Annotated in this window: 14 protein-coding genes; 9 read left to right on the top strand and 5 right to left on the bottom strand. The window is 62.5% G+C overall.

Going from position 1 to position 20,776, the window contains the following annotated elements; all coding sequences use genetic code 11:
• Nucleotides 1–37: 37 nt before the first annotated feature.
• Nucleotides 38–1,954 (top strand): propionyl-CoA synthetase, encoded by a 1,917-nt coding sequence (locus DMO26_RS23525; RefSeq protein WP_117194599.1) that lies wholly within the window; start codon nt 38–40, stop codon nt 1,952–1,954.
• A gap of 72 nt (nt 1,955–2,026) precedes the next feature.
• Here the strand turns inward: DMO26_RS23525 and DMO26_RS23520 are convergent, their stop codons facing one another.
• Nucleotides 2,027–2,737, bottom strand: a complete 711-nt coding sequence (locus DMO26_RS23520) for a DUF1013 domain-containing protein (protein WP_117194598.1) — start codon at nt 2,735–2,737, stop codon at nt 2,027–2,029.
• Between the two features lie 235 nt (nt 2,738–2,972).
• Here DMO26_RS23520 and acs point away from each other — a divergent pair, with 235 nt between their 5' ends.
• Nucleotides 2,973–4,925, top strand: coding sequence for an acetate--CoA ligase (acs, locus tag DMO26_RS23515; protein ID WP_117194597.1), 1,953 nt, complete (start codon nt 2,973–2,975; stop codon nt 4,923–4,925).
• 136 nt (nt 4,926–5,061) lie between these two features.
• Entirely contained in the window at nt 5,062–5,703 is a 642-nt protein-coding gene (locus DMO26_RS23510) for a tetratricopeptide repeat protein (RefSeq protein ID WP_117194596.1), read from the top strand.
• A gap of 1 nt (nt 5,704) precedes the next feature.
• Here the strand turns inward: DMO26_RS23510 and DMO26_RS23505 are convergent, their stop codons facing one another.
• Nucleotides 5,705–6,151, bottom strand: a complete 447-nt coding sequence (locus tag DMO26_RS23505) for a thermonuclease family protein (RefSeq protein ID WP_117194595.1) — start codon at nt 6,149–6,151, stop codon at nt 5,705–5,707.
• Nucleotides 6,152–6,364: 213 nt separating this feature from the next.
• Nucleotides 6,365–6,583 carry a DUF1674 domain-containing protein gene (locus DMO26_RS23500; RefSeq protein ID WP_117194594.1) on the bottom strand — a complete coding sequence of 73 codons (219 nt, stop codon included), beginning with the start codon at nt 6,581–6,583 and terminating at the stop codon, nt 6,365–6,367.
• 122 nt (nt 6,584–6,705) lie between these two features.
• On the opposite strand from DMO26_RS23500, the gene htpX reads away from it, so the two are divergent.
• The 4 genes from htpX (at nt 6,706) to purH (ending at nt 12,599) form a co-directional block, all read left to right on the top strand.
• On the top strand, nt 6,706–7,695 hold the full coding sequence (gene htpX, locus DMO26_RS23495) for a zinc metalloprotease HtpX (protein ID WP_117194675.1): 990 nt from the start codon (nt 6,706–6,708) through the stop codon (nt 7,693–7,695).
• On the top strand, nt 7,692–9,113 hold the full coding sequence (locus tag DMO26_RS23490; protein WP_117194593.1) for an RsmB/NOP family class I SAM-dependent RNA methyltransferase: 1,422 nt from the start codon (nt 7,692–7,694) through the stop codon (nt 9,111–9,113). The genes htpX and DMO26_RS23490 overlap by 4 nt, the downstream gene beginning before the upstream one ends.
• A 99-nt stretch (nt 9,114–9,212) precedes the next feature.
• Nucleotides 9,213–10,895 (top strand): heparinase II/III family protein, encoded by a 1,683-nt coding sequence (locus DMO26_RS23485; RefSeq protein ID WP_117194674.1) that lies wholly within the window; start codon nt 9,213–9,215, stop codon nt 10,893–10,895.
• Nucleotides 10,896–10,979: 84 nt separating this feature from the next.
• A complete protein-coding gene (gene purH / locus DMO26_RS23480) occupies nt 10,980–12,599 on the top strand; it encodes a bifunctional phosphoribosylaminoimidazolecarboxamide formyltransferase/IMP cyclohydrolase (RefSeq protein ID WP_117194592.1) in 1,620 nt (539 codons plus the stop codon).
• 63 nt (nt 12,600–12,662) lie between these two features.
• Here the strand turns inward: purH and DMO26_RS23475 are convergent, their stop codons facing one another.
• Nucleotides 12,663–14,045 (bottom strand): MFS transporter, encoded by a 1,383-nt coding sequence (locus tag DMO26_RS23475; RefSeq protein WP_117194591.1) that lies wholly within the window; start codon nt 14,043–14,045, stop codon nt 12,663–12,665.
• 132 nt (nt 14,046–14,177) lie between these two features.
• Nucleotides 14,178–18,938 carry an NAD-glutamate dehydrogenase gene (locus DMO26_RS23470; RefSeq protein ID WP_117194590.1) on the bottom strand — a complete coding sequence of 1,587 codons (4,761 nt, stop codon included), beginning with the start codon at nt 18,936–18,938 and terminating at the stop codon, nt 14,178–14,180.
• Nucleotides 18,939–19,151: 213 nt separating this feature from the next.
• Between DMO26_RS23470 and pdxY the strand changes: the two genes are divergently transcribed.
• Both pdxY and DMO26_RS23460 read left to right on the top strand, forming a co-directional pair.
• On the top strand, nt 19,152–20,021 hold the full coding sequence (gene pdxY / locus DMO26_RS23465) for a pyridoxal kinase PdxY (protein ID WP_117194589.1): 870 nt from the start codon (nt 19,152–19,154) through the stop codon (nt 20,019–20,021).
• Between the two features lie 67 nt (nt 20,022–20,088).
• Complete coding sequence (locus tag DMO26_RS23460) at nt 20,089–20,763, top strand: carbonic anhydrase (RefSeq protein WP_117194588.1); 675 nt, start codon at nt 20,089–20,091, stop codon at nt 20,761–20,763.
• Nucleotides 20,764–20,776 lie beyond the last annotated feature (13 nt).

Below are 20,776 nucleotides of genomic sequence, written 5' to 3'. Positions count from 1 at the left end.
TTTCGATCCAGGCAGTGCAATGTAACGGGAGGTGCAGATGCAAAGCCGCTATTTCGACGTCTACGAAAGCTGGCAAAGGGATCCGGAAGGATTTTGGAAAGGCGCTGCCGCGGCGATCGACTGGTTCAGGCAACCGGAAAAGGTTTTCGACGGGGATCAGGGCGTCTATGGCCGCTGGTTCCCGGGCGGGGAGACGAATACGTGCCACAACTGCCTGGACCGGCATGTGGCGGCCGGCCGTGGCGACCAGCGCGCCTTCATCTACGACAGCGCCATGACGGGCGTGCAGAAGAGTTTCAGCTATGCGCAGGTGCTCGGAGAGGTGAAGGCGATCGCCGCCGTGCTCCGCGGTCTCGGCATCGAAAAGGGCGACCGGGTGGTCATCTACATGCCGATGGTACCCGAAGCCATTTTCTCCATGCTCGCCTGCGCGCGGCTCGGTGCCGTCCATTCCGTCGTGTTCGGTGGGTTTGCGGCGCAGGAGCTTGCAACGCGGCTCAACGATTCGGAAGCGAAACTTGTCATCAGCGCCAGCTGCGGCCTGGAGCCCGGCCGGTTCGTCGCCTATAAGCCGCTGCTCGACCGGGCGATCGAAATCGCGCAGGTGAAACCGCGGCACTGCCTTGTCCTGCAGCGCGAGCAGTTGCGGGCCGAGCTGCGTCCGGACCGGGGAGAGCTCGATTTTGCCGAAGAGGTCGATAGGATGCGCGGCGCCGAAATCGAATGCGTACCCGTGAAAGCCACCGATCCGCTCTACATCCTCTACACGTCCGGCACGACCGGCCAGCCCAAGGGCGTCGTGCGCGACAATGGCGGACACATGGTGGCGCTCCACTGGAGCATGTTCAACATCTTCGGAATGAAGCCCGGTGAAGTCTTCTGGACAGCCTCGGATATCGGCTGGGTCGTAGGACATTCTTACATCGTCTATGCGCCGCTGCTGGCGGGCAATACCAGCGTCATCTTCGAAGGCAAACCGGTCGGCACGCCGGACGCGGGCACGTTCTGGCGCGTCGTCAGCGATCACGACGTAAAGGTGCTGTTTACCGCGCCGACCGCATTCCGGGCTATTCGCCGCGACGATCCGGACGGCGAACTGATCGAGAACCACGACCTTCTCGGCATGCGCGCGCTTTTTCTCGCCGGGGAACGAGCCGATCCGGAAACGCTGAAATGGGCCGAACAGAAGCTGAAGGTTCCGGTGATCGATCACTGGTGGCAGACGGAAACGGGTTGGCCGATCGCCGCCAACACGTTGGGCCTCGGTCTGATGCCGGTCAAATACGGGTCGCCGACCCGGCCGATGCCCGGTTATCAGCTCGATGTGCTGGACGATGCCGGCCACCCCGTGCCGCGCGGCACGCTCGGCAACATCGTCATCAAGCTGCCGCTGCCGCCCGGCTGTCTCGTGAGCTTCTGGAATGCCGACCAGCGGTTCAGGGAGGCATGTCTCGAAGAGTTCCCAGGCTATTACAAGACAGCCGATGCCGGGATGATGGACGACGAGGGTTATGTGTTCGTGATGGCCCGGACCGATGATATCATCAATTGCGCCGGGCATCGGCTTTCGACGGGGGCGATGGAGGAGGTCTGCGCCCGGCATGCGGATGTCGCCGAATGCGCCGTGATCGGTGTACATGATGCGACCAAGGGCCAGATTCCCTGCGGTTTCCTGGTGCTGAAGAACCATGTTTCACGGGAAACCTCGGCTATTGCCAGGGAAGTGGCCGAACTGGTGCGCCACGAGATCGGCCCGGTTGCGGCGTTCAAGACGGTCATGGTGGTGCACAAGCTGCCCAAGACCCGATCCGGAAAGATATTGCGCGGCACGATGCAGAAGATCGCCGACAACATGCCGTGGAAAATGCCTGCGACCATCGACGATCCCGCCACTCTCGACGAGATCACCGCGATCCTGAAGGCGAACGGCTACGCCCGGGAAAGCGCGGCCTGAAACACGGCGCCCGAACGAAAAAGCCCCGGAGGAAGCTCCGGGGCCTTTCGGTTTCGATCGGTCCAATCGCCTTCAGAAGCGATCGTCCTCCTCGTCTTCGTCGCGACGGGTGGATTTGAGCGAGGAAAGCTTCGCGAAAACAGCGTCCGCGTCGATCTCCTTCTCTTCCTCGCGCTCGCTGCGATAACTGAAGCCGAGGTTTTCGGTTTCGGAAGCGGGTTGGAGGGAGGCGCCGAGTTCGGCAGCCGTCGGCAGCGGACGGCCCTTGGAAGCGCGCTCAACTTCGAGGTCGAGGTCGATCTGGCTGCAGAGGCCGAGCGTGACGGGATCCATCGGCGTCAGGTTGGCCGAATTCCAGTGGGTGCGCTCGCGGATCTGCTCGATGGTGGACTTGGTGGTGCCGACCAGGCGGGAAATCTGCGCGTCCTTGAGTTCGGGATGGTTGCGGACCAGCCAGAGAATGGCGTTGGGGCGATCCTGGCGCTTGGAGACGGGCGTATAACGCGGGCCGCGGCGCTTCGATTCCGGCACGCGAACCTTAGGCTCCGAGAGCTTCAGCTTGTAATTGATGTCCTTTTCGGCGCGCTCGATCTCGTCGCGCGACAGCTGCCCGGTGGCGATCGGGTCGAGGCCCTTGATGCCCTGCGCCGCTTCGCCGTCTGCAATCGCCTTCACCTCGAGCGGGTGGAGCTTGCAGAAATTGGCGATCTGATCGAAGGAAAGTGCGGTATTGTCGACCAGCCATACGGCGGTCGCCTTCGGCATGAGCAATTGTTGAGCCATGGGTATAGGTCCTCTGTCCGTCCGCGCCGGTGTCGCGGGCCGTGGGTATCAACCACAATTTCCGGGAATTTACCGCCCTATAATCGAAATGCGACGGAATTGCAAATCTTGAGATGGCGCCGATTAATCTAATTGCCCCTTTGTCTAATTGCCGCCCATGTTCCAACTGGTATGTATGAGCATAAATCGCAGGCGGCCCGATGCGTCGTTGCGCGTAGCAATCAGGGAGGAGCTCATGTCCGAAAAAATCTACCCCGTCCTCAAGTCCGCCAAGACCAAGGCGCTCATCGACAAGGACAAATACGAAAAGTGGTACGAGGAGAGCGTCGAGGATCCGGACAAGTTCTGGGGCAAGCACGGCAAGCGCATCGACTGGTTCAAGCCCTATACGAAAGTGAAGAACACCTCTTTCAAGGGCAAGGTCTCGATCAAGTGGTTCGAGGACGGGCTGACCAACGTTTCCTACAATTGCATCGACCGCCACCTGAAGACGCATGGGGAGCGCACCGCGCTGATCTGGGAAGGCGACAACCCCTATATCGACAAGAAGATCACCTACAACCAGCTTTACGATCAGGTCTGCCGGCTGGCGAACGTGCTGAAGAAACACGGCGTCAAGAAGGGCGACCGCGTCACCATCTACATGCCGATGATCCCGGAAGCGGCCTATGCGATGCTCGCCTGCGCCCGGATCGGCGCGGTGCATTCGGTGGTGTTCGGCGGGTTTTCGCCGGAAGCGCTGGCCGGCCGCATCATCGACTGCCAGTCCACTTTCGTGATTACCTGCGACGAGGGCGTGCGCGGCGGCAAGCCCGTGCCGCTCAAGGACAATACCGATACGGCGATCCATATCGCCGCCCGCCAGCACGTGATCGTCAACAAGGTCGTGGTGGTGCGCCGCACCGGCGGCAAGATCGGCTGGGCGCCCGGGCGCGACCTCTGGTACCACCAGGAAATCGCCACCGTGAAGGAACATTGCGAGCCGGTGAAGATGAAGGCGGAAGATCCGCTGTTCATCCTCTACACGTCGGGCTCCACCGGCAAACCGAAGGGCGTGCTGCACACGACCGGCGGCTATCTCGTCTTCGCGGCGATGACCCACGAATACACGTTCGACTACCATGACGGCGACATCTACTGGTGCACCGCCGATGTGGGCTGGGTCACCGGTCACTCCTATATCGTCTACGGGCCGCTCGCCAACTGCGCTACCTCGCTGATGTTCGAAGGTGTGCCGAATTTCCCGGATCAGGGCCGTTTCTGGGAAATCATCGACAAGCACAAGGTCAACATCTTCTACACCGCGCCGACGGCGATCCGTTCGCTGATGGGTGCCGGCGACGAATTCGTGAAGCGTTCTTCGCGTTCGAGCCTGCGCCTGCTCGGCACGGTCGGCGAGCCGATCAATCCGGAAGCCTGGGAATGGTATTACGATGTGGTCGGCGACAAGCGCTGCCCGGTCGTCGATACCTGGTGGCAGACGGAGACCGGCGGCCACATGATCACCCCGCTGCCGGGCGCGACCGACCTGAAGCCGGGTTCGGCGACCAAGCCGTTCTTCGGCGTCAAGCCGGAGCTGGTCGACAACGAAGGCAAGGTGCTGGAAGGGGCGGCCGACGGCAATCTGTGCATCAGCGACGCGTGGCCCGGCATGATGCGCACGGTCTATGGCGACCACGAGCGGTTCATCCAGACCTATTTCTCCACCTACAAGGGCAAATATTTCACGGGCGACGGCTGCCGGCGCGACGAGGACGGCTATTACTGGATCACCGGCCGCGTCGACGACGTATTGAACGTTTCCGGCCACCGGCTCGGCACGGCGGAAGTGGAATCGGCGCTGGTCTCGCACAATCTCGTGTCCGAAGCCGCGGTCGTCGGTTATCCGCACAATATCAAGGGCCAGGGCATCTATTGCTACGTCACCCTGATGGCCGGCCATGAGGGCACCGATGCGCTGCGCCAGGAACTGGTGAAACATGTCCGCCAGGAAATCGGCCCGATCGCCGCACCGGACAAGATCCAGTTCGCCCCCGGCCTGCCCAAGACCCGGTCGGGCAAGATCATGCGCCGCATCCTGCGCAAGATTGCCGAGGACGATTTCGGTTCGCTCGGGGATATCTCGACGCTCGCCGATCCGGGCGTGGTGGACGACCTGATCGCCAACCGGCAGAACAAGGCCGGTTAAGTATCGGCTCGATATCATCGGGGCGGGGCCGGTTGACCCGCCCTTTTCTTTTCGTCAGCATTTTCTTTAAGCGGCAATCTGGGCCGGTATCTCCGGCGCCCTATAACCCCTGACGGCACAATCGGAAGGACTCGGCATGAAGGGGGTATTGCGCATGGGCATTCTTTCGGCACTCATCTCGCTGGTCGGCGGCGGGCAGGCACTCTCGGATACGGCGAAGGGTATAGCGGCCTATCAGCGCGGCGATTACCGGACAGCGATGAAGGAGCTTCAGGCGGCCGCCGACAAGGGTGACGAACAGGCTTATTACAATCTCGGCGTCGCCTATGCGGAAGGCAAGGCCGTGCCGCGCGACATGGCCCAGGCCGTCGCCGCCTATAGGAAAGGCGCCCAAAGCGGCAGCGTGCTGGCGGCGTTCAACCTCGGCCAAGCCTATCGCAAGGGGGAGGGCGTCGCCCGGGATTATCCGGAAGCCGCCAAATGGTATGAGTTTGCCGCCAAGCGCGGCGACTTCCGGGCGTCGAACGAACTCGGGCTTCTCTATGTCGAAGGCAAGGGCGTCGAACAGGATCTTGTCGAAGGTTTCGCCTGGATCTACCCGGCGACGCATGCGTCGATCATGGACGACAACGCGATGAGAAACGCGATGCAGCTCGCATCCATGCTGAACGGCCAGCAAATGGAGGAAGCCCAGAACAAAGGCCGCGCCTATTTCGACGAATATTTCGAGCCGAATTCGGAACTCGTCGACGCGATTCTGGAAAGCCGGGGCCGGTAGCTCAGTTGAGATTGCAAGTTTCGCGGGGCTTGCGGCCTCCGTCGTAAGTCCGCACGAGACCGGCGAGAAGCAGATCGTCGGCCGCGCTGCGGCCGTCGGACAGGGTGACGTCCGCAACGATGCGGCCGAAATATTTGTCTCCCGAGATGCGCGTGAGCTGGATCCGGTTGGAGCGTGCCGTCAGCGTCTCAAGGGCGTGCTGCGCATCCAGCCCGGCCGTCCGCACCTGCTCGCATTTCGACTTCACCTCAGGGGCATCGATGCCGCGGATGCGGACATAGACTTCCATCTTCTGCTGCGGCCAGGGCTGCGCTTCGACCAGCAGCGTATCGCCGTCGACGACGCGCAGGATTTCCGCCGCGACCGGGCCGGAGATTTCGTCACGCGCAATCGCTTCGGTAGATAACGCCGCCAGCAGGCTCGGGAGAATCAGAAGCGCCTTGATCATGAAAGGAATAAATTCCGATATCCGACCGGAGTCAATAGGAATTTTATCTTATTTCTGGGTGAAGCGGTCGGCTGGAAACGGCTCGCCCCTACACATCGCCTATCCCCGTCGAAAGCGCGTCGCGATCTTTCAGATTCGCTTGCCGCGCTTTAGATCCTTGTTTTTACGCATGTCGTTGTCGCAAAACCGCTGCACACTTTTGCGCGACATGCTCTAGAAATCGATCGCGCGGCCGTTGATCTCCCAGTCGCCGAAGCGGGCCGGGTCGGCGCCGCCTCGGCCGCCGAATTCCTCGGGCATTTCCGTCCCGGCGGCGGCCTGGCGGCGTTCCCCGGCTTCCTTCAGGGCGCGCTGCGCTGCAGGCGAAAGCGGCTTTCTGGGTGCGCCTTCTTCCGGTGTTGTTTCGGAGTTATCGTTGTCCGCGGTCTGCATCTTTCGGATCACTGGATGGTTTATTGAAAACTGTGGTTGAGTTGACCACATGATAGGGCGTTCGCAACCTCAAGAAAACCCTTGGAAACCCTCGGGACGAAATCGGCAACGGAGAGATGACGATGAATGTGATGCGCACCGCCATGCTTCTGGCCTTCATGACGGCCCTGTTCATGGGGGTCGGATTTCTGATCGGCGGCAAGGGCGGCATGATGATCGCGCTGGTGATCGCTGCCGGCATGAACCTGTTTTCCTATTGGAATTCCGACAAGATGGTGCTTTCGGCCTACCACGCCCAGGAGGTCGACGGGCGCACCGCGCCGGAATTCTACAACATGATCCGGGATCTGGCCGCCAATGCCGGTCTGCCGATGCCGAAGGTCTATATCTACGACAATCCGCAGCCGAACGCATTCGCGACCGGCCGCAACCCGCAGAATGCCGCCGTCGCCGCCTCGACCGGCCTTCTGCAACGCCTGACGCATGAGGAAGTCGCAGGTGTGATGGCGCACGAGCTTGCGCATATCCAGAACCGCGACACATTGACCATGACGATCACCGCGACGCTTGCCGGTGCGATCTCCATGCTCGGCAATTTCGCCTTCTTCTTCGGTGGCAACCGCGAAAACAACAACAATCCGCTCGGTTTCATCGGTGTGATCGTGGCGATGATCGTCGCTCCGCTTGCCGCCATGCTGGTACAGATGGCGATCAGCCGGACGCGCGAATATTCCGCCGACCGGCGGGGCGCGGAAATCTGCGGCAACCCGATGTGGCTTGCTTCGGCACTCGGCAAGATCGCCGGTGCGGCGCATGCCATCCCGAACTACGAAGCGGAACGCAATCCGGCAACCGCGCATATGTTCATCATCAACCCTCTGTCCGGCGAGCGAATGGACAACCTGTTCTCCACCCACCCGAACACGGAAAACCGTATCGCCGCGCTTCAGCAGATGATGGGCGAGTTCTCCGGTGGCTTCCGGGGCAACGGCTCGACGGCTGCGCCGCGGGCTGATAGACCGCAGCGCACCGCGCGCTCCGTTCCGAATACCGGCGACAACTCGCCCTGGGGCCGCGGTCGCAACGAACCGCGCAAAGGTCCCTGGTCTTGAACGACAGCAAGAAGAACAAGAAGCCTTCCAAACCATCGGACAATCGCTCAAAACCGGCTCCGTCTCGTGACGGCGGAGCGCCATCCAAGCCGGGTCTCGAAGTCCGGGCCACGGCCGCCAAGCTTCTGGCGGCCGTCGTCGATCGGAAGATCTCGCTTGACGGCATGCTCGATCTCACCCATGGCAATCCCGCCTACAAGACGCTGAGGGATGCAGACCGGGCGCTTGCCCGAGCCATTCTCACCACCGCATTGAGATATCTGCCGCGTCTCGAAGCAGCGGTCGCTTCCCTGATCGAAACCCCGCTGCCGGAAGGCGCCCGCGCACTTCACCATGTGCTGGTGATCGCAGCGGCGCAGATCCTGCATCTCGACGTGCCGTCTCACGCAGCTGTCGATCTTGCCGTCGAGCAGGCCAATCGCGATCCGCGCAATCGCCGTTTCGCCAAGCTCGTCAACGCCGTTCTACGCCGCCTCGTGCGGGAGAAGGACGAAGTGCTCACAGCAACCGCGGCCGTCTCACCGGTGCCGGGCTGGTTCCAGGAGCGCCTTGCAGCGATCTATGGCGAAGCGGAAGCCCGGCGCATTGCCGAAGCGCAGCTCGTGCCGGCGGGGATCGATCTGACGGTGAAATCGGACCCTGCCCTGTGGGCGGAGAAGCTGGATGGCAAGGTCCTGCCGACCGGCAGTATCCGGCTCGCCGCTTTTGAAGGCGCGGTATCGGGCCTCGAAGGATTTTCCGAAGGGGTATGGTGGGTGCAGGATGCCGCCGCCAGCATTCCGGCACAGCTGTTCGGCGACCTGAAGGGCAAGCGGATTGCCGATCTCTGCGCAGCACCGGGCGGCAAGACCGCGCAGCTGATCGCGGCCGGTGCCTGCGTGACCGCGGTGGAGCAATCCGCCAACCGTCTTGCCCGGCTGAAGGAAAACCTGGCGCGTCTCGGACTGGAAGCCGATCTGGTGGGCGGCGACCTCTTCAATTTCAGGCCGGACGAATTGCTGGACGGCGTGCTGCTCGATGCGCCCTGCTCCTCCACTGGCACGACCCGCCGGCATCCGGATGTGCTCTGGACCAAAGGACCGGAGGACATCGCCAAACTCGCCGCACTGCAAGAAAAGATGCTGCGCCACGCCGTCACGCTGGTGAAACCCGGCGGCCTTATCGTCTTCTCCAACTGCTCGCTGGATTCGTCCGAGGGGGAAGATCTGGTGGTCCGCGTTCTCAAGGATCACCCCGGACTGGAGCGGGTGGCCGTCGATCCGAAAGACTGGCCGGGCCTGGAGACCGCTATCTCGCCGATCGGTGAATTTCGCACCACGCCCGCCATGCTGCCGGGCGACCAGAAATTTGTGGGTGGTATGGACGGCTTCTTTGCGAGCGTGATCCGCCTAGCAGGAAACGCAGAGCGGTCCGTGTAAGGCTTTTTTCACCATACCAATCCATTATTTCGATTTATCTAAAATTGATTTCCGCCGGTCGGGCGGAGACCGGCTTCTGCGGAGTGTTCCAGATTGATGATGCGGCTCGCGGATCGCCGGAGGCTTTTTTCCTCCGGCTTGCGGGAGATCGGGCGGCGCCTGTGCCGGCGCAGCGCCGGGCTGCGGCTCGCCGTGACATCCTTTTCTCTGCAGGTGCCGGAGCGGCTGATCGTGGCGCCGACGGATCTCAGGGCGCTCGATCCCTTCGTGGCGGAAGAAATCCTCGAGGGACGTTTTCCCATAGGCGGACGGATCCTCGAGACGTTCGGACAGTCACCGTTTTCCGTAGACCTTCCGTCGCATGCCTTTGCCGAGCGGCTGCATTCCTTCGCCTGGCTCCGGCACATCCGCACCAACAAGACCGAGGCGGCCTGCGCGCATGTCCGCAGCATCGTCGCAGACTGGATCGCAACCCATGGCCGGCGCCAGAGGGGCGTCGCCTGGGAGGCGAACGTCCTGGCCGAACGGGTGATCGCCTGGCTTTCCCACTCGACGGTGATCCTGCAGGGCGCCGAGGCCGGCTTCTACCGCCGTTTCATGAAAAGCCTCGCCTATCAGGTGCGTTTTCTCAGAAAGATAGCCGGCTGCACGCCGGAGAGCGACACACGGCTCCGGATGCGGATCGCGCTCGCCATGGCGTCGATCTCCATGCCGACCCGGGCCGCCTATATCCGCCGGGAAGGCAATCGGCTGGACCGGGAACTGGAACGGCAGATTCTTGCCGATGGCGGCCATATATCACGCAATCCGCGGGCGATTCTCGACCTGCTCATCGATCTTCTGCCGCTCCGCCAGACCTATATCAACCTTGGCCACGACCTGCCGTCGAAACTGATCCCGACGATCGACCGGATGTACCCGGCGCTCAGATTCTTCCGCCATCAGGACGGCGATCTCGCGCTGTTCAACGGCGCGACGGCCACGCCGGCGAGCGAGCTGATGTCGGTATTGCGTTACGACGAGACTGCCGGCAAGCCGTTCAAGGCGCTGCCGCACATGAACTACCACCGGCTTTCGACGGAAGGGACGACACTGATCGTCGATACCGGCCACCCGCTCTCGACCGATCTTTCGCGCGGCGCTCATGCGGGCTGTCTCTCCTTCGAGATGTCTTCCGGCCGCAACCGCTTCATCGTCAATTGCGGGGCGCCGAAAAATGGCGCGCGCAACTATCGGCAGGCCGCCCGCTCCACGCCGGCGCATTCGACCGTGACCTTGAACGAAACCTCCTCTTCCCATTTCGCCCGGTCGCGGCTGGCCGGGTCATTGATGCTCGGCGGCGTTTCGGAGGTGAAGGTGGAGCGCTGGGAGGATCAGCACGGCAACGACTGGCTGCGCGCCAGCCATGGCGGTTATGCCGCCGAGTTCGGCTATTTCCACGAGCGCGAAATCGGCCTCAATACCAAGGGCAACAAGATCAAGGGCCATGACCGGCTTTTCCTGCCGGAGGGCGAGGCGCCCGGGGGCGGGCCGTTTTCGGCGGTCGCGCGTTTCCACATCCACCCCACCATCGTGCTCTCCCGGCGGGACGAGGAGAGCGTGACGATGCGGGCGCCGGACGGCGAGGCCTGGGTTTTTGCGGCACCGGGGCTGCAGGTGATGATCGACGAGGATATCTTCTTCGCGGATGTCTCGGGCGTGCGGCCGAGCCAGCAGCTTGTCATCGAGTTTTCTCCGCCGGAAACGGCGGAAATCCGCTGGATGCTGAGACGCGGCGAATAAACGTTTCTTCTCCGATCAAGCTGTGCTAACCGGCCCGCATCTTACCCTGCGCCCGGTTCCGCGGCGCCTTTTCAGGAGAGACCGATGGCCGTCGTTTCCAAGAAAATCCCCGCTCCCGACCGTGTGAAGATCCGCACCGCACTGCTCTCGGTCTCCGACAAGACCGGTATCATCGAACTTGCCAAGGCGCTGACAGAGCAGGGCGTGAAGCTGCTTTCGACCGGCGGCACCCACAAGGCGATCGCCGCCGCCGGGCTGGCGGTGACGGATGTGTCCGAGGTGACCGGTTTTCCGGAAATCATGGACGGCCGGGTGAAGACGCTGCATCCGAACGTGCATGGCGGGCTGCTCGCGATCCGCGACGACGCGGAGCACACGGCTGCCATGAAGGAACACGGCATCGAGGGTATCGATCTCGCGGTCATCAACCTTTATCCGTTCGAGGAGGTACGCGCTGCCGGCGGCGATTATCCGACCACGGTGGAAAATATCGACATCGGCGGGCCGGCGATGATCCGCGCTTCGGCCAAGAACCACGCCTATGTGACGATCGTCACCGATCCATCCGATTATCCGGCGGTGATCGAGGCGCTGCGTTCGAACGAAGGGCAGACGGTCTATGCTTTCCGCCAGAAGCTGGCGGCCAAGGCCTATGCCCGCACGGCCGCCTATGACACGGCGATCTCCAACTGGTTTGCGGAAGCGCTCGACATCGAGATCCCGCGCTACCGGACGGTCGGCGGCGTGCTGAAGGAAGAGATGCGCTACGGCGAAAACCCGCACCAGAGCGCCGGTTTCTACGTGACGGGCGAGAATCGTCCGGGCGTCGCGACCGCAAAGCTTCTCCAGGGCAAGCAGCTTTCCTACAACAACATCAACGATACCGATGGCGCCTTCGAGCTGATCGGCGAATTTGCGCCGGAGGTGAGCGGTCCGGCCTGCGCGATCATCAAGCATGCCAACCCTTGCGGCGTTGCCACCGGCGGAACGCTGAAGGATGCCTATCTCAAGGCGCTCGCCTGTGATTCCACCTCGGCCTTCGGCGGTATCATCGCGGTGAACCAGCTTCTCGACGCCGAAACCGCCGAAGAGATCGTCAAGCTCTTCACCGAGGTCATCATCGCGCCGGAGGTTTCCGACGAGGCCCAGCAGATCATCGCTGCAAAGAAGAATCTTCGCCTTCTCGTCACCGGAGGCCTGCCCGACCCGCGTTCGCGCGGCATCACGGCCAAGACGGTTGCCGGCGGGCTCCTGGTGCAGACCCGCGACAACGGGATGATCGAGGACATCGACCTGCGCGTCGTCACCAAGCGGGCGCCGACACCGAGCGAACTCGATGACATGAAGTTCGCCTACAAGGTGGCCAAGCACGTCAAGTCGAACGCCATCGTCTATGCCAAGGACGGCCAGACGGCCGGTATCGGCGCCGGCCAGATGAGCCGTATCGATTCCGCCCGCATTGCCGGCCTGAAGGCCGAGGAAGCCGCCAAGGCGATGGGTTGGGCCGAACCGATGACCAAGGGTTCGGCGGTTGCCTCCGAAGCCTTCTTCCCGTTCGCGGACGGCCTGCTCTCGGCGATCGCCGCCGGCGCCACGGCCGTCATTCAACCGGGCGGTTCGATGCGCGACGACGAGGTGATCGCCGCTGCCGACGAGCACGGCGTGGCCATGGTCTTCACGGGGATGCGGCATTTCCGGCACTGAGTGCGGCCTTACTTTCGTCATCCCTGTGACAGGCACAGGAATGACGAAAGCGGGAATGCCTGCTTACTTCCGATTGGCCGGATACGGCGTCCTCAGCAATAGAATCAACCCTGCCACCAGAAAGATCAGCAGCGTCGACATGCCGAAGCGGGCCGAGTCCGTGGCGTAGGTGACCGTCGAGAAGGCGAGGGTGGCGAGGAAGCTGGTCGCCCGGCCGGAAAGTGCGTAAATGCCGAAATAGCGGCCGGTTTCCGAAAGATCGACGCTGCGGGCGAGATAGGATCGCGACGAGGCCTGGACCGGCCCGAAGGCGATGCCGATCAACAGGCCGAAGAGGACATAGGCCTTTTCCGCCGCCGTGCCGAACAGGCCGCCGGCGTCCGCATTGGACAACGGCATGAGGTCGAAGAAAACGAAGCCCGGACCGGTGGAAATGATGCCGAGCGTGGCGATCAGCAGGAAGACGAGGCTGATCACCACGACGGTTTTCGATCCGAGCGCCCGATCCAGCCAGCCAGCGGCAATGCAGCCGAAGATCGCCACGACATTGAGGATGATGCCGTAGATGCCGATCTCGATCGTCGCCCAGCCGAACATGCCGGCCGCGAAAGTGCCGCCGAGGATCAGCAGGCCATTGACACCGTCCTGGTAGAGCATGCGCGCGATCAGGAACTTCATGATCCCGCTGCGCTGCCTCAGTTCGCGAAGTGTGCCGCCCAGTTCCCGGAGGCCGGAGCGGACGGCAGTGCCGAGCGGCAGGCCCTTCTTCGCATCGGGAGTGTAGAAAAACATCGGCAGGATGAACAGGAAATACCAGAGGCCGGAAATTGGTCCGGTGATGCGGGCATCTTCGCCGAGATGCGGGTCGAGGCCGAAGAGCGGCAGAAGCCCAATCAGCGTCCGGCCCGTTTCCGGATTGGCGGCGAGGAGGGCGACGACCACGATCAGCACGATCATGCCGCCGAGATAACCGAGACCCCAGGCGATGTTGGAAACCCTGCCCACCTCGTCCTTCGGGACGAGGCGCGGCATCATGGAATCGTTGAAGACGGTCGAGAATTCCGCGGCGATCGAGGCGAAGATCATGAAGATCATCGGCCAGATGATCGGCGAGCCGGGGGCGGCGAACCAGAGCGCCGAGACGCAGGTGATCTTGATCACCGCGAAGAAGGCGATCCAGGGTTTTCGGGGACCGGATTTGTCGGCAACCGCCCCGAGAACCGGAGACAGGACGGCGATGGCAATCGAGGAGATCGTCGCCATGTTGCTCCAGGCGGTCTGGGCGGAGACCGGATCCTCGGTCAGCCGCGAGACGAAATAAGGACCGAAGATGAAAGTGGTGACGACGGTGAAGAAAGGCTGTGCCGCCCAGTCGAACAGCATCCACCCCCAGATGCCGCGCCGGCTTGTCCCGGCCGGTGCCCCGTCAGCTTGAGAAACAGCCATTCTTCCCCCGGATAGATCTGTTCGGCCCATTCCTAAAACATTGCCGGTCAAAACGAAATCGCCGGCAATGCTCTATTTTCTCGCTTGCGCAGTCTACCCGCAAAACCGCTATGCGGCTCGGCCGGACTATCCTTATATCGAGCGGTTGTTCACGAGGTCGCCCAGAAGGCCGGCAGCAACGGTCATCTTCGCAAGCGTCAGGTCGCCGCTTTCGCTGAGCGCCACCAGTTCGGCGCCGATGCGGTTCACCCGTACCCGGTCGCCGGCATGCCAGGCTTCCACAGGCTTCTTCTCCTTCTGGTGGCTGGTCAGTGCCGCAATGACGATATCCCGGCGGGCCGAGGCGATCTGCTGAAGGCTGCGGGAAAGCGCCAGGCTCTCGTAGTGATCCGCCGTCGTGATGCGTTCGCCGACACCGATCAGGCGGTTGACGCGGAAGGTCTCGGTGACCGCGAAATAGCTTTCCGTCGCGCGCGCCATCGTTTCGCCGGTGCGGTCGGCGATCAGCATGATTTCCGGCACCAGGACGACGGTGGAGAGCAGTAGCACCTCGCGGGCGAGGCTTGCGGGGACGCCCTGGGCCTCCAGTTCCGCCGCCTTTGCGGCATTCTCAACGATATTGCCGGCGGCGACCGTCGCACGCAGTCCCTTGATGGCAGCCTTGAGCCGGCTCATCGCGGTATCCATTTCACCGGCGCTTGCCTGTGTCTGGAGGATAAGCCGGGTCGCTTCGGCAAAGATGCCGCTGATGCGGGCGTAAAGATCGTTCTGGACCTGACCGGAAATCCTGCTGTCCAGCGCGTCGATCTCGGCCCAGAGTTTCGGCAGTTCGAAGCCGTCGCGGGCCAGGAAGGCGGCTTTCACTACGTTGGCCGCCGTCGCACCGGCCATGTCGCTCATCTGCTGAACGAAGCCCGGCCCGCCCCGGTTGATCGCTTCGTTGGCGAGGGCGGTGGCGACGATTTCGCGATGCAGGCGGTGCTTTTCGATGTCCCCCGCATAGGGTTTCTGCATTTTTGCAGGGAAATAGGCCCTCAGCACCGCGGAGAAATACGGGTCGTCAGGAACGGTGCTTTCGATCAGCGCGTCGAAGAGAACGATCTTCGAATAGGAAAGCAGCACGCCGATTTCCGGGCGGGTCAGCGGCCGGCCGGAGAGATAACGTTCGGCCAGTTCCGCGTCGTCCGGCAGTGTTTCCACCTTTCGGCTGAGCTGGCCCTGGGCCTCCAGGACGGACATCAGCCGAGCCAATTCCTCGCGGTTGGCGGTGCCCTTGCGTTCGGTCAGCGAGATCGACAGCGGCTGCAGGTAGTTGTTGCGCAGCACGAGATGGCCGACTTCCTCGGTCATCGAGGCGAGAAGTGTATTGCGTTTTTCGCGGGTCAGGCGGCCGTCCTGCATGGCCGGGTTCAAGGCGATCTTGATATTGACCTCGACGTCGGAAGAGTTGACGCCGGCGGAATTGTCGATCGCGTCGGAATTGCAGCGACCGCCATTCAGCGAATAGGCGATGCGGCCCTTCTGGGTCACGCCGAGATTGGCGCCCTCGCCGATCACGCTGGCACGGACCTCACCCGCCGTGATGCGGATGGGATCGTTGGCGCGGTCGCCCACTTCGCTGTCGGTTTCGGAGGCCGATTTGATGTAGGTGCCGATGCCGCCGAACCAGAGGAGGTCGACCGGGCTCTTCAGGATCGCCGTCATGATCTCGAAGGGCGTCGCAGTCGTCTTGTCGATGCCGATCGCGGCCGCGGCCTGCTTTGTCAGCTTCACCGATTTCTCCGCGCGCGAAATGATCATCGCGCCGTCGGAGAGCTTGGACTGATCGTAGTCGCGCCAGCTCGAACGGGGCAGGGCAAACATGCGCTCCCGCTCGGCGAAGGATTTTTCGGTATCCGGGTCAGGATCGATGAAGATGTCGCGATGGTCGAAGGCCGCCAGCAGGCGGATCTTTCGCGAGAGCAGCATGCCATTGCCGAAGACGTCGCCCGACATGTCGCCGACGCCGGCGACCGTGAATGGCGTCGTCTGGATATCGATATCCTTCTCGCGGAAATGCCGTTTCACGGCCTCCCAGGCGCCGCGGGCGGTGATGCCCATCTTCTTATGGTCGTAACCCGCCGAGCCGCCCGAGGCGAAGGCGTCGTCCAGCCAGAAGCCGGCTTCCTGGGCCAGGCCATTCGCCGTGTCGGAGAAGGTTGCGGTGCCCTTGTCGGCGGCGACGACGAAATAGGGGTCGTCGCCATCGATGCGGACGGTTTTCTCCGGCCCGACGATCTCGGTGCCGATGATGTTGTCGGTGATCGAGAGCAGCGTGCGGATGAAAGTCTTGTAGGCCTCGCGGCCGGCGTTGAAGAACTCGTCGCGCGAGCCGCCGAGCGGCAGCATCTTAGGAAAGAAGCCGCCCTTGGCGCCGACCGGTACGATGACTGCGTTCTTGACCTGCTGCGCCTTCACAAGCCCGAGGATTTCCGTGCGGTAATCCTCGCCGCGGTCCGACCATCGGATACCGCCGCGCGCTACCTTGCCGAAGCGCAGGTGCACACCTTCCACCTCGGTGCCGTAGACATAGATCTCGCGGAAGGGTCGCGGTTCGGGCAGGCCGTCGAGCAGTTTCGGATCGAGCTTGAAGGCCAGCATCTTCCTGGGCGCGTCGTTTTCGTCGCGCTGGAAATAATTGGTGCGCAATGTTGCATCGACCGCGTTGACGAAGCGGCGCAGCGTCCGGTCCTCGTCGAGGTTGGGCACATTGCCGAGCGCTTCCTCGATCTCCGCATGGCAATCGGTGAGTTTCTTGATGCGGGTCTTTTCGGTGGTCTTCGGATCGAAGCCCTCACGGAAGAGGCGGAAGATCGAAGCGGCGATCGCCGGGTATTTGTTCAACACATCGGCAATGTAGCTCTGTGAGTAGACGATCCCGGTCTGGCGGAGATAGCGGGAATAGGCGCGCAGAACCGTCACTTCGCGGGCGGAAAGACCGGCGAGCAGGACCAGCCGATTGAGGCTGTCGTTATCGATCAGGCCGTCGAAGGCCGAAAGGAAGGCTTCTTCCAAAAGCGGCCCTTCGCGGGAAAGATCGACGGTCCGGTTGCCGTCGAGCTGAAGTTCCATGTCATGCAGCACGACAAGGTGCGCCTCCGCGCCGACATGGACTTCAAACGTCTGTTCGCTGACGACGTGGAAGCCGAGGTTTTCGAGAAGCGGCACGCGACGGGAGAGGGAGAGATGGCGATCCTTGTGGAAGATCTTCAGCGAGACGGTGTTCGGGGCGTCGGCCGGGCGCCGGTAGAAGGCGATCCGGATGGTTTCGCCTTCGGCGCAGGCGGCGATATCCGGCAGGTCGCCGAAAGCTTCCTCCGGCGCGAAAGTCTCCTGGAAGGCCTGGGTGACGGACAGCCGCGGACCGCCCTCCGCAAGGGCGGCGAACTGCTCCTCCCAAGGCGTGGCGATCAGGCGGATCGCCTCTTCGAGCTTGGCTTGCGCGATGCGCGGCGTCTTGCCGCCGCGGCGGCCGATGATCATGTGGACGCGCGCCACGCCGCCTTCCGGGAAGGCCGGATAATAGGCGGAGACATGGCCGTCATAAACCTTGGCGAGATAGGCGCCGAGTTTTTCTCGTACCGAGGAATTGTAATCCTCGCGCGGCACATAAACGATCACCGAAACGAAGCGGTCGAAATGGTCGATGCGCGGCAGGGCGCGGACACGCGGGCGCTCGCTCAGCTCCATGATCTGCTCGCAGAAACGGGCGAGCAGGTCGGTTTCGATCTGGAAGAGATCGTCGCGCGGGTAGGATTCCAGCGTGTTTTCCAGCATGCGGCCGGAATGGCTGTCGGGATCGAAGCCGAAATGTTCCTCGATGCGGGCGGCCTTGGCGCGCAGCAGCGGGATGTCGCGGACGGAACGGGTATAAGCTGTCGCGGTGAACAGGCCGACGATCCTGAGCTCGCCGACCACTTCGCCCTTTTCATCGAAACGCTTGACGCCGACATAATCCATGTAGGCGCGGCGGTGGACGACGGATTTGACGTTCGCCTTGGTGACGATCAGAAAATCCGGACCGTCGAGAAATTCGAGGATTTCCGGCGTGGTGGTCACCTGGTCCTTGCCGAGCCGCAGCACCAGCACGTCCGGATCCGAAAGGATGCCGAGGCCACGGCCCTTGCCGCGCTCGACCTTCGCCTCCGCGCCTTTGCCGGAATAGACGTATTCGCGCATGCCGAGGAAGGTGAAATTGTCGTCGCGCAACCAGTCGAGGAAGGAGAGCGCTTCGTCGCGGTCGGCCTTGCGGCGGCTTGTCGAATTGTCGAGTTGCCGCGCCGCACCGTCGAGCACGTCAAGCATGGAGGACCAGTCGGTGATTGCCTGGTGCACCTGATCGAGAACGTAGCGGATGCGTTCGACGAGAGAGGCTGCCTGCTCCTCGTTGAGCGGAGCGACATGGATCTGGATGAGGCTCACATGGTGGGCGGGATCGCCGGGCTGTTCGTTGGAGCGTAGAACCGGTTCCTTGCTCGGCTCCAGGTTGAGGATCGGATGGACCGCCATCACCAGATCGCGATGGGTTGCGGTCACCTCGCCCATGACGGAATCGAACAGGAAGGGCATGTTGCGGTCGACGACCGTCAGAATGGAGACGGGCACGCCGTCCGGCTCCACGCCTGCCACGGGTTCGACCGTGACGTCGGCCTTTATCCGGGTCCAGGCCTGCAGTCTTTCGCCGGCATGGCGCGCCGAGAGGGCCAGCATGGCCGGGGTATAATTTTCGAGGTCGTCATTGCTGGCGCGTCCGAATAGGATGAGCGGATCCAGATGCGGTCCCTTGCCCTCGGCGGCGATCTTGCGCGCGTTTTCGATCTGCTTTTCCCGTTTAGGATTCTGTCTGGCAGCCATGCACCCCTCCCCTTTCACCTAGGAATTTCACTTGCGACATCGTCGCATCGAAGTCGCTGTCATCCCGCGCCAACGTGGCCGATCCGCGTCAGCGGCAATACCTTTCATTCTTGCATGAAGCCTTGTTGACATAGCCCGTTGACAGGGCGCGGCGAAGAAACCATCAACAGGGCCATCAAAGCGGGAAGCCCAGCGAGTCCGAAAGCCAAAATCATGCAGGATACCAGCAAGGCCGTCATCGTCATCTCCAGCCATGTCGTGCGCGGTTCGGTCGGCAATCGTGCCGCCGTGTTCGCGCTGGAAACTCTGGGATTTCCTGTCTGGGCCATGCCCACCATCGTTCTTCCCTGGCATCCCGGTCACGGGCCGTCCACGCGGCTTACCTTTTCCGAATCAGACTTCGACAAGGCTATAGACGATCTGATCCGCGCGCCATGGCTTGGCGAGGTAAAGGCGGTTCTGACCGGCTATTTCGGCAATGCGGCTCAGCCCCGTTCGGTGGCGCGTCTCATCCGGGCGCTGAAGGAGAGGAATCCGGACCTTCTCTATGTCTGCGATCCGGTCATGGGCGATCTCGGCGGCCTCTACATTCCCCAGCCGGCGGCCGAAGCAGTCCGCGACGAACTCATCCCGCTTGCGACGGTCGCGACGCCGAACCGCTACGAGCTCGCCTGGCTCTCCGGCGCCCCTCTTGAAAGCAATGCGGCCATCATGGATGCGGCGATCGCGCTCGGGCCGCCGCGGATCCTGGTGACCTCGGCCGTGCCGATGATGGCGGGCGGCACCGGCAATCTCTATCTTACCGGCAAACATGCGCTGCTCGCCGAGCACCGGCTGATCGACAATCCGCCGAATGGGCTGGGCGATTTGCTCGGCGCGCTGTTCCTGGGGCGCATACTGGCCGGCATGGATGAGGAAAAGGCCCTGCAGCTCGCCACCGCCAGTGTCTTCGAGATCCTTGCCCGCACGGCGAAACGCGGCGGTGACGAACTGACGCTGGAAACCGATGCTTCCAGCCTTTCCTCACCCATGGCGATGGTTCAGATGCGCCGACTCATCCACCCGCTGCAGGCAAAGCGCTAAGTACGCTTTCTCGCAACCGCACAATGGTCGTTGATCTTCGGCGACGGGCACTATAATCGTTTCTTCCATGACGGACTTTCCTGACAGACTTCTGGCGGGCTACCGCAGCTTCATGAGCGGGCGCTATGCGGATGAACGCGAGCGCTATCGCGTCCTGGCGGATACGGGGCAGAAACCCCACACGCTTCTCATAGCCTGCTGCGATTCCCGCGCCGCGCCGGAAACGATTTTCGATTGCGGCCCCGGTGAACTCTTCGTTGTGCGCAACGTCGCGAACATGGTGCCGCGCTACGAGCCGGACAGCCAGTTCCACGGCACGTCGGCGGCGATCGAATATGCCGTCCAGGTGCTGGAGATCGCCAATATCGTCGTCATGGGCCATGGCCGCTGCGGCGGCATCCAGGCCGCCCTCGATCCGACGATGCAGCCGCTGTCGCCAGGCGATTTCATCGGCCGGTGGATGTCGCTGGTGCGGCCGGCGGCCGAACAGATCCAGAGCAACGAGTTCATGACCCAGGCGGAACGGCAGACCGCGCTCGAACGGGTGTCGATCCGCAACTCGATCGCCAATCTCCAGACGTTTCCCTTCGTCCGCAAACGCCAGGAGAAAGGCGAACTCGGCATTCACGGCGCCTGGTTCGACATTTCGACCGGCGAATTGTGGGTGATGAACCACAAGGGCGATTTCGTCCGTCCGGATCTGGACGAGCTGCCGGTGCAGGCCGAACAGGCGTCGGCCTGATCTTCGTTTGAAG

It is taken from the genome of Rhizobium terrae, assembly GCF_003425685.1.
GTDB lineage: Bacteria > Pseudomonadota > Alphaproteobacteria > Rhizobiales > Rhizobiaceae > Neorhizobium > Neorhizobium terrae.
Note: the sequence above shows the minus strand (reverse complement) of the source record. Positions and strands in the feature narration are given on the sequence as shown.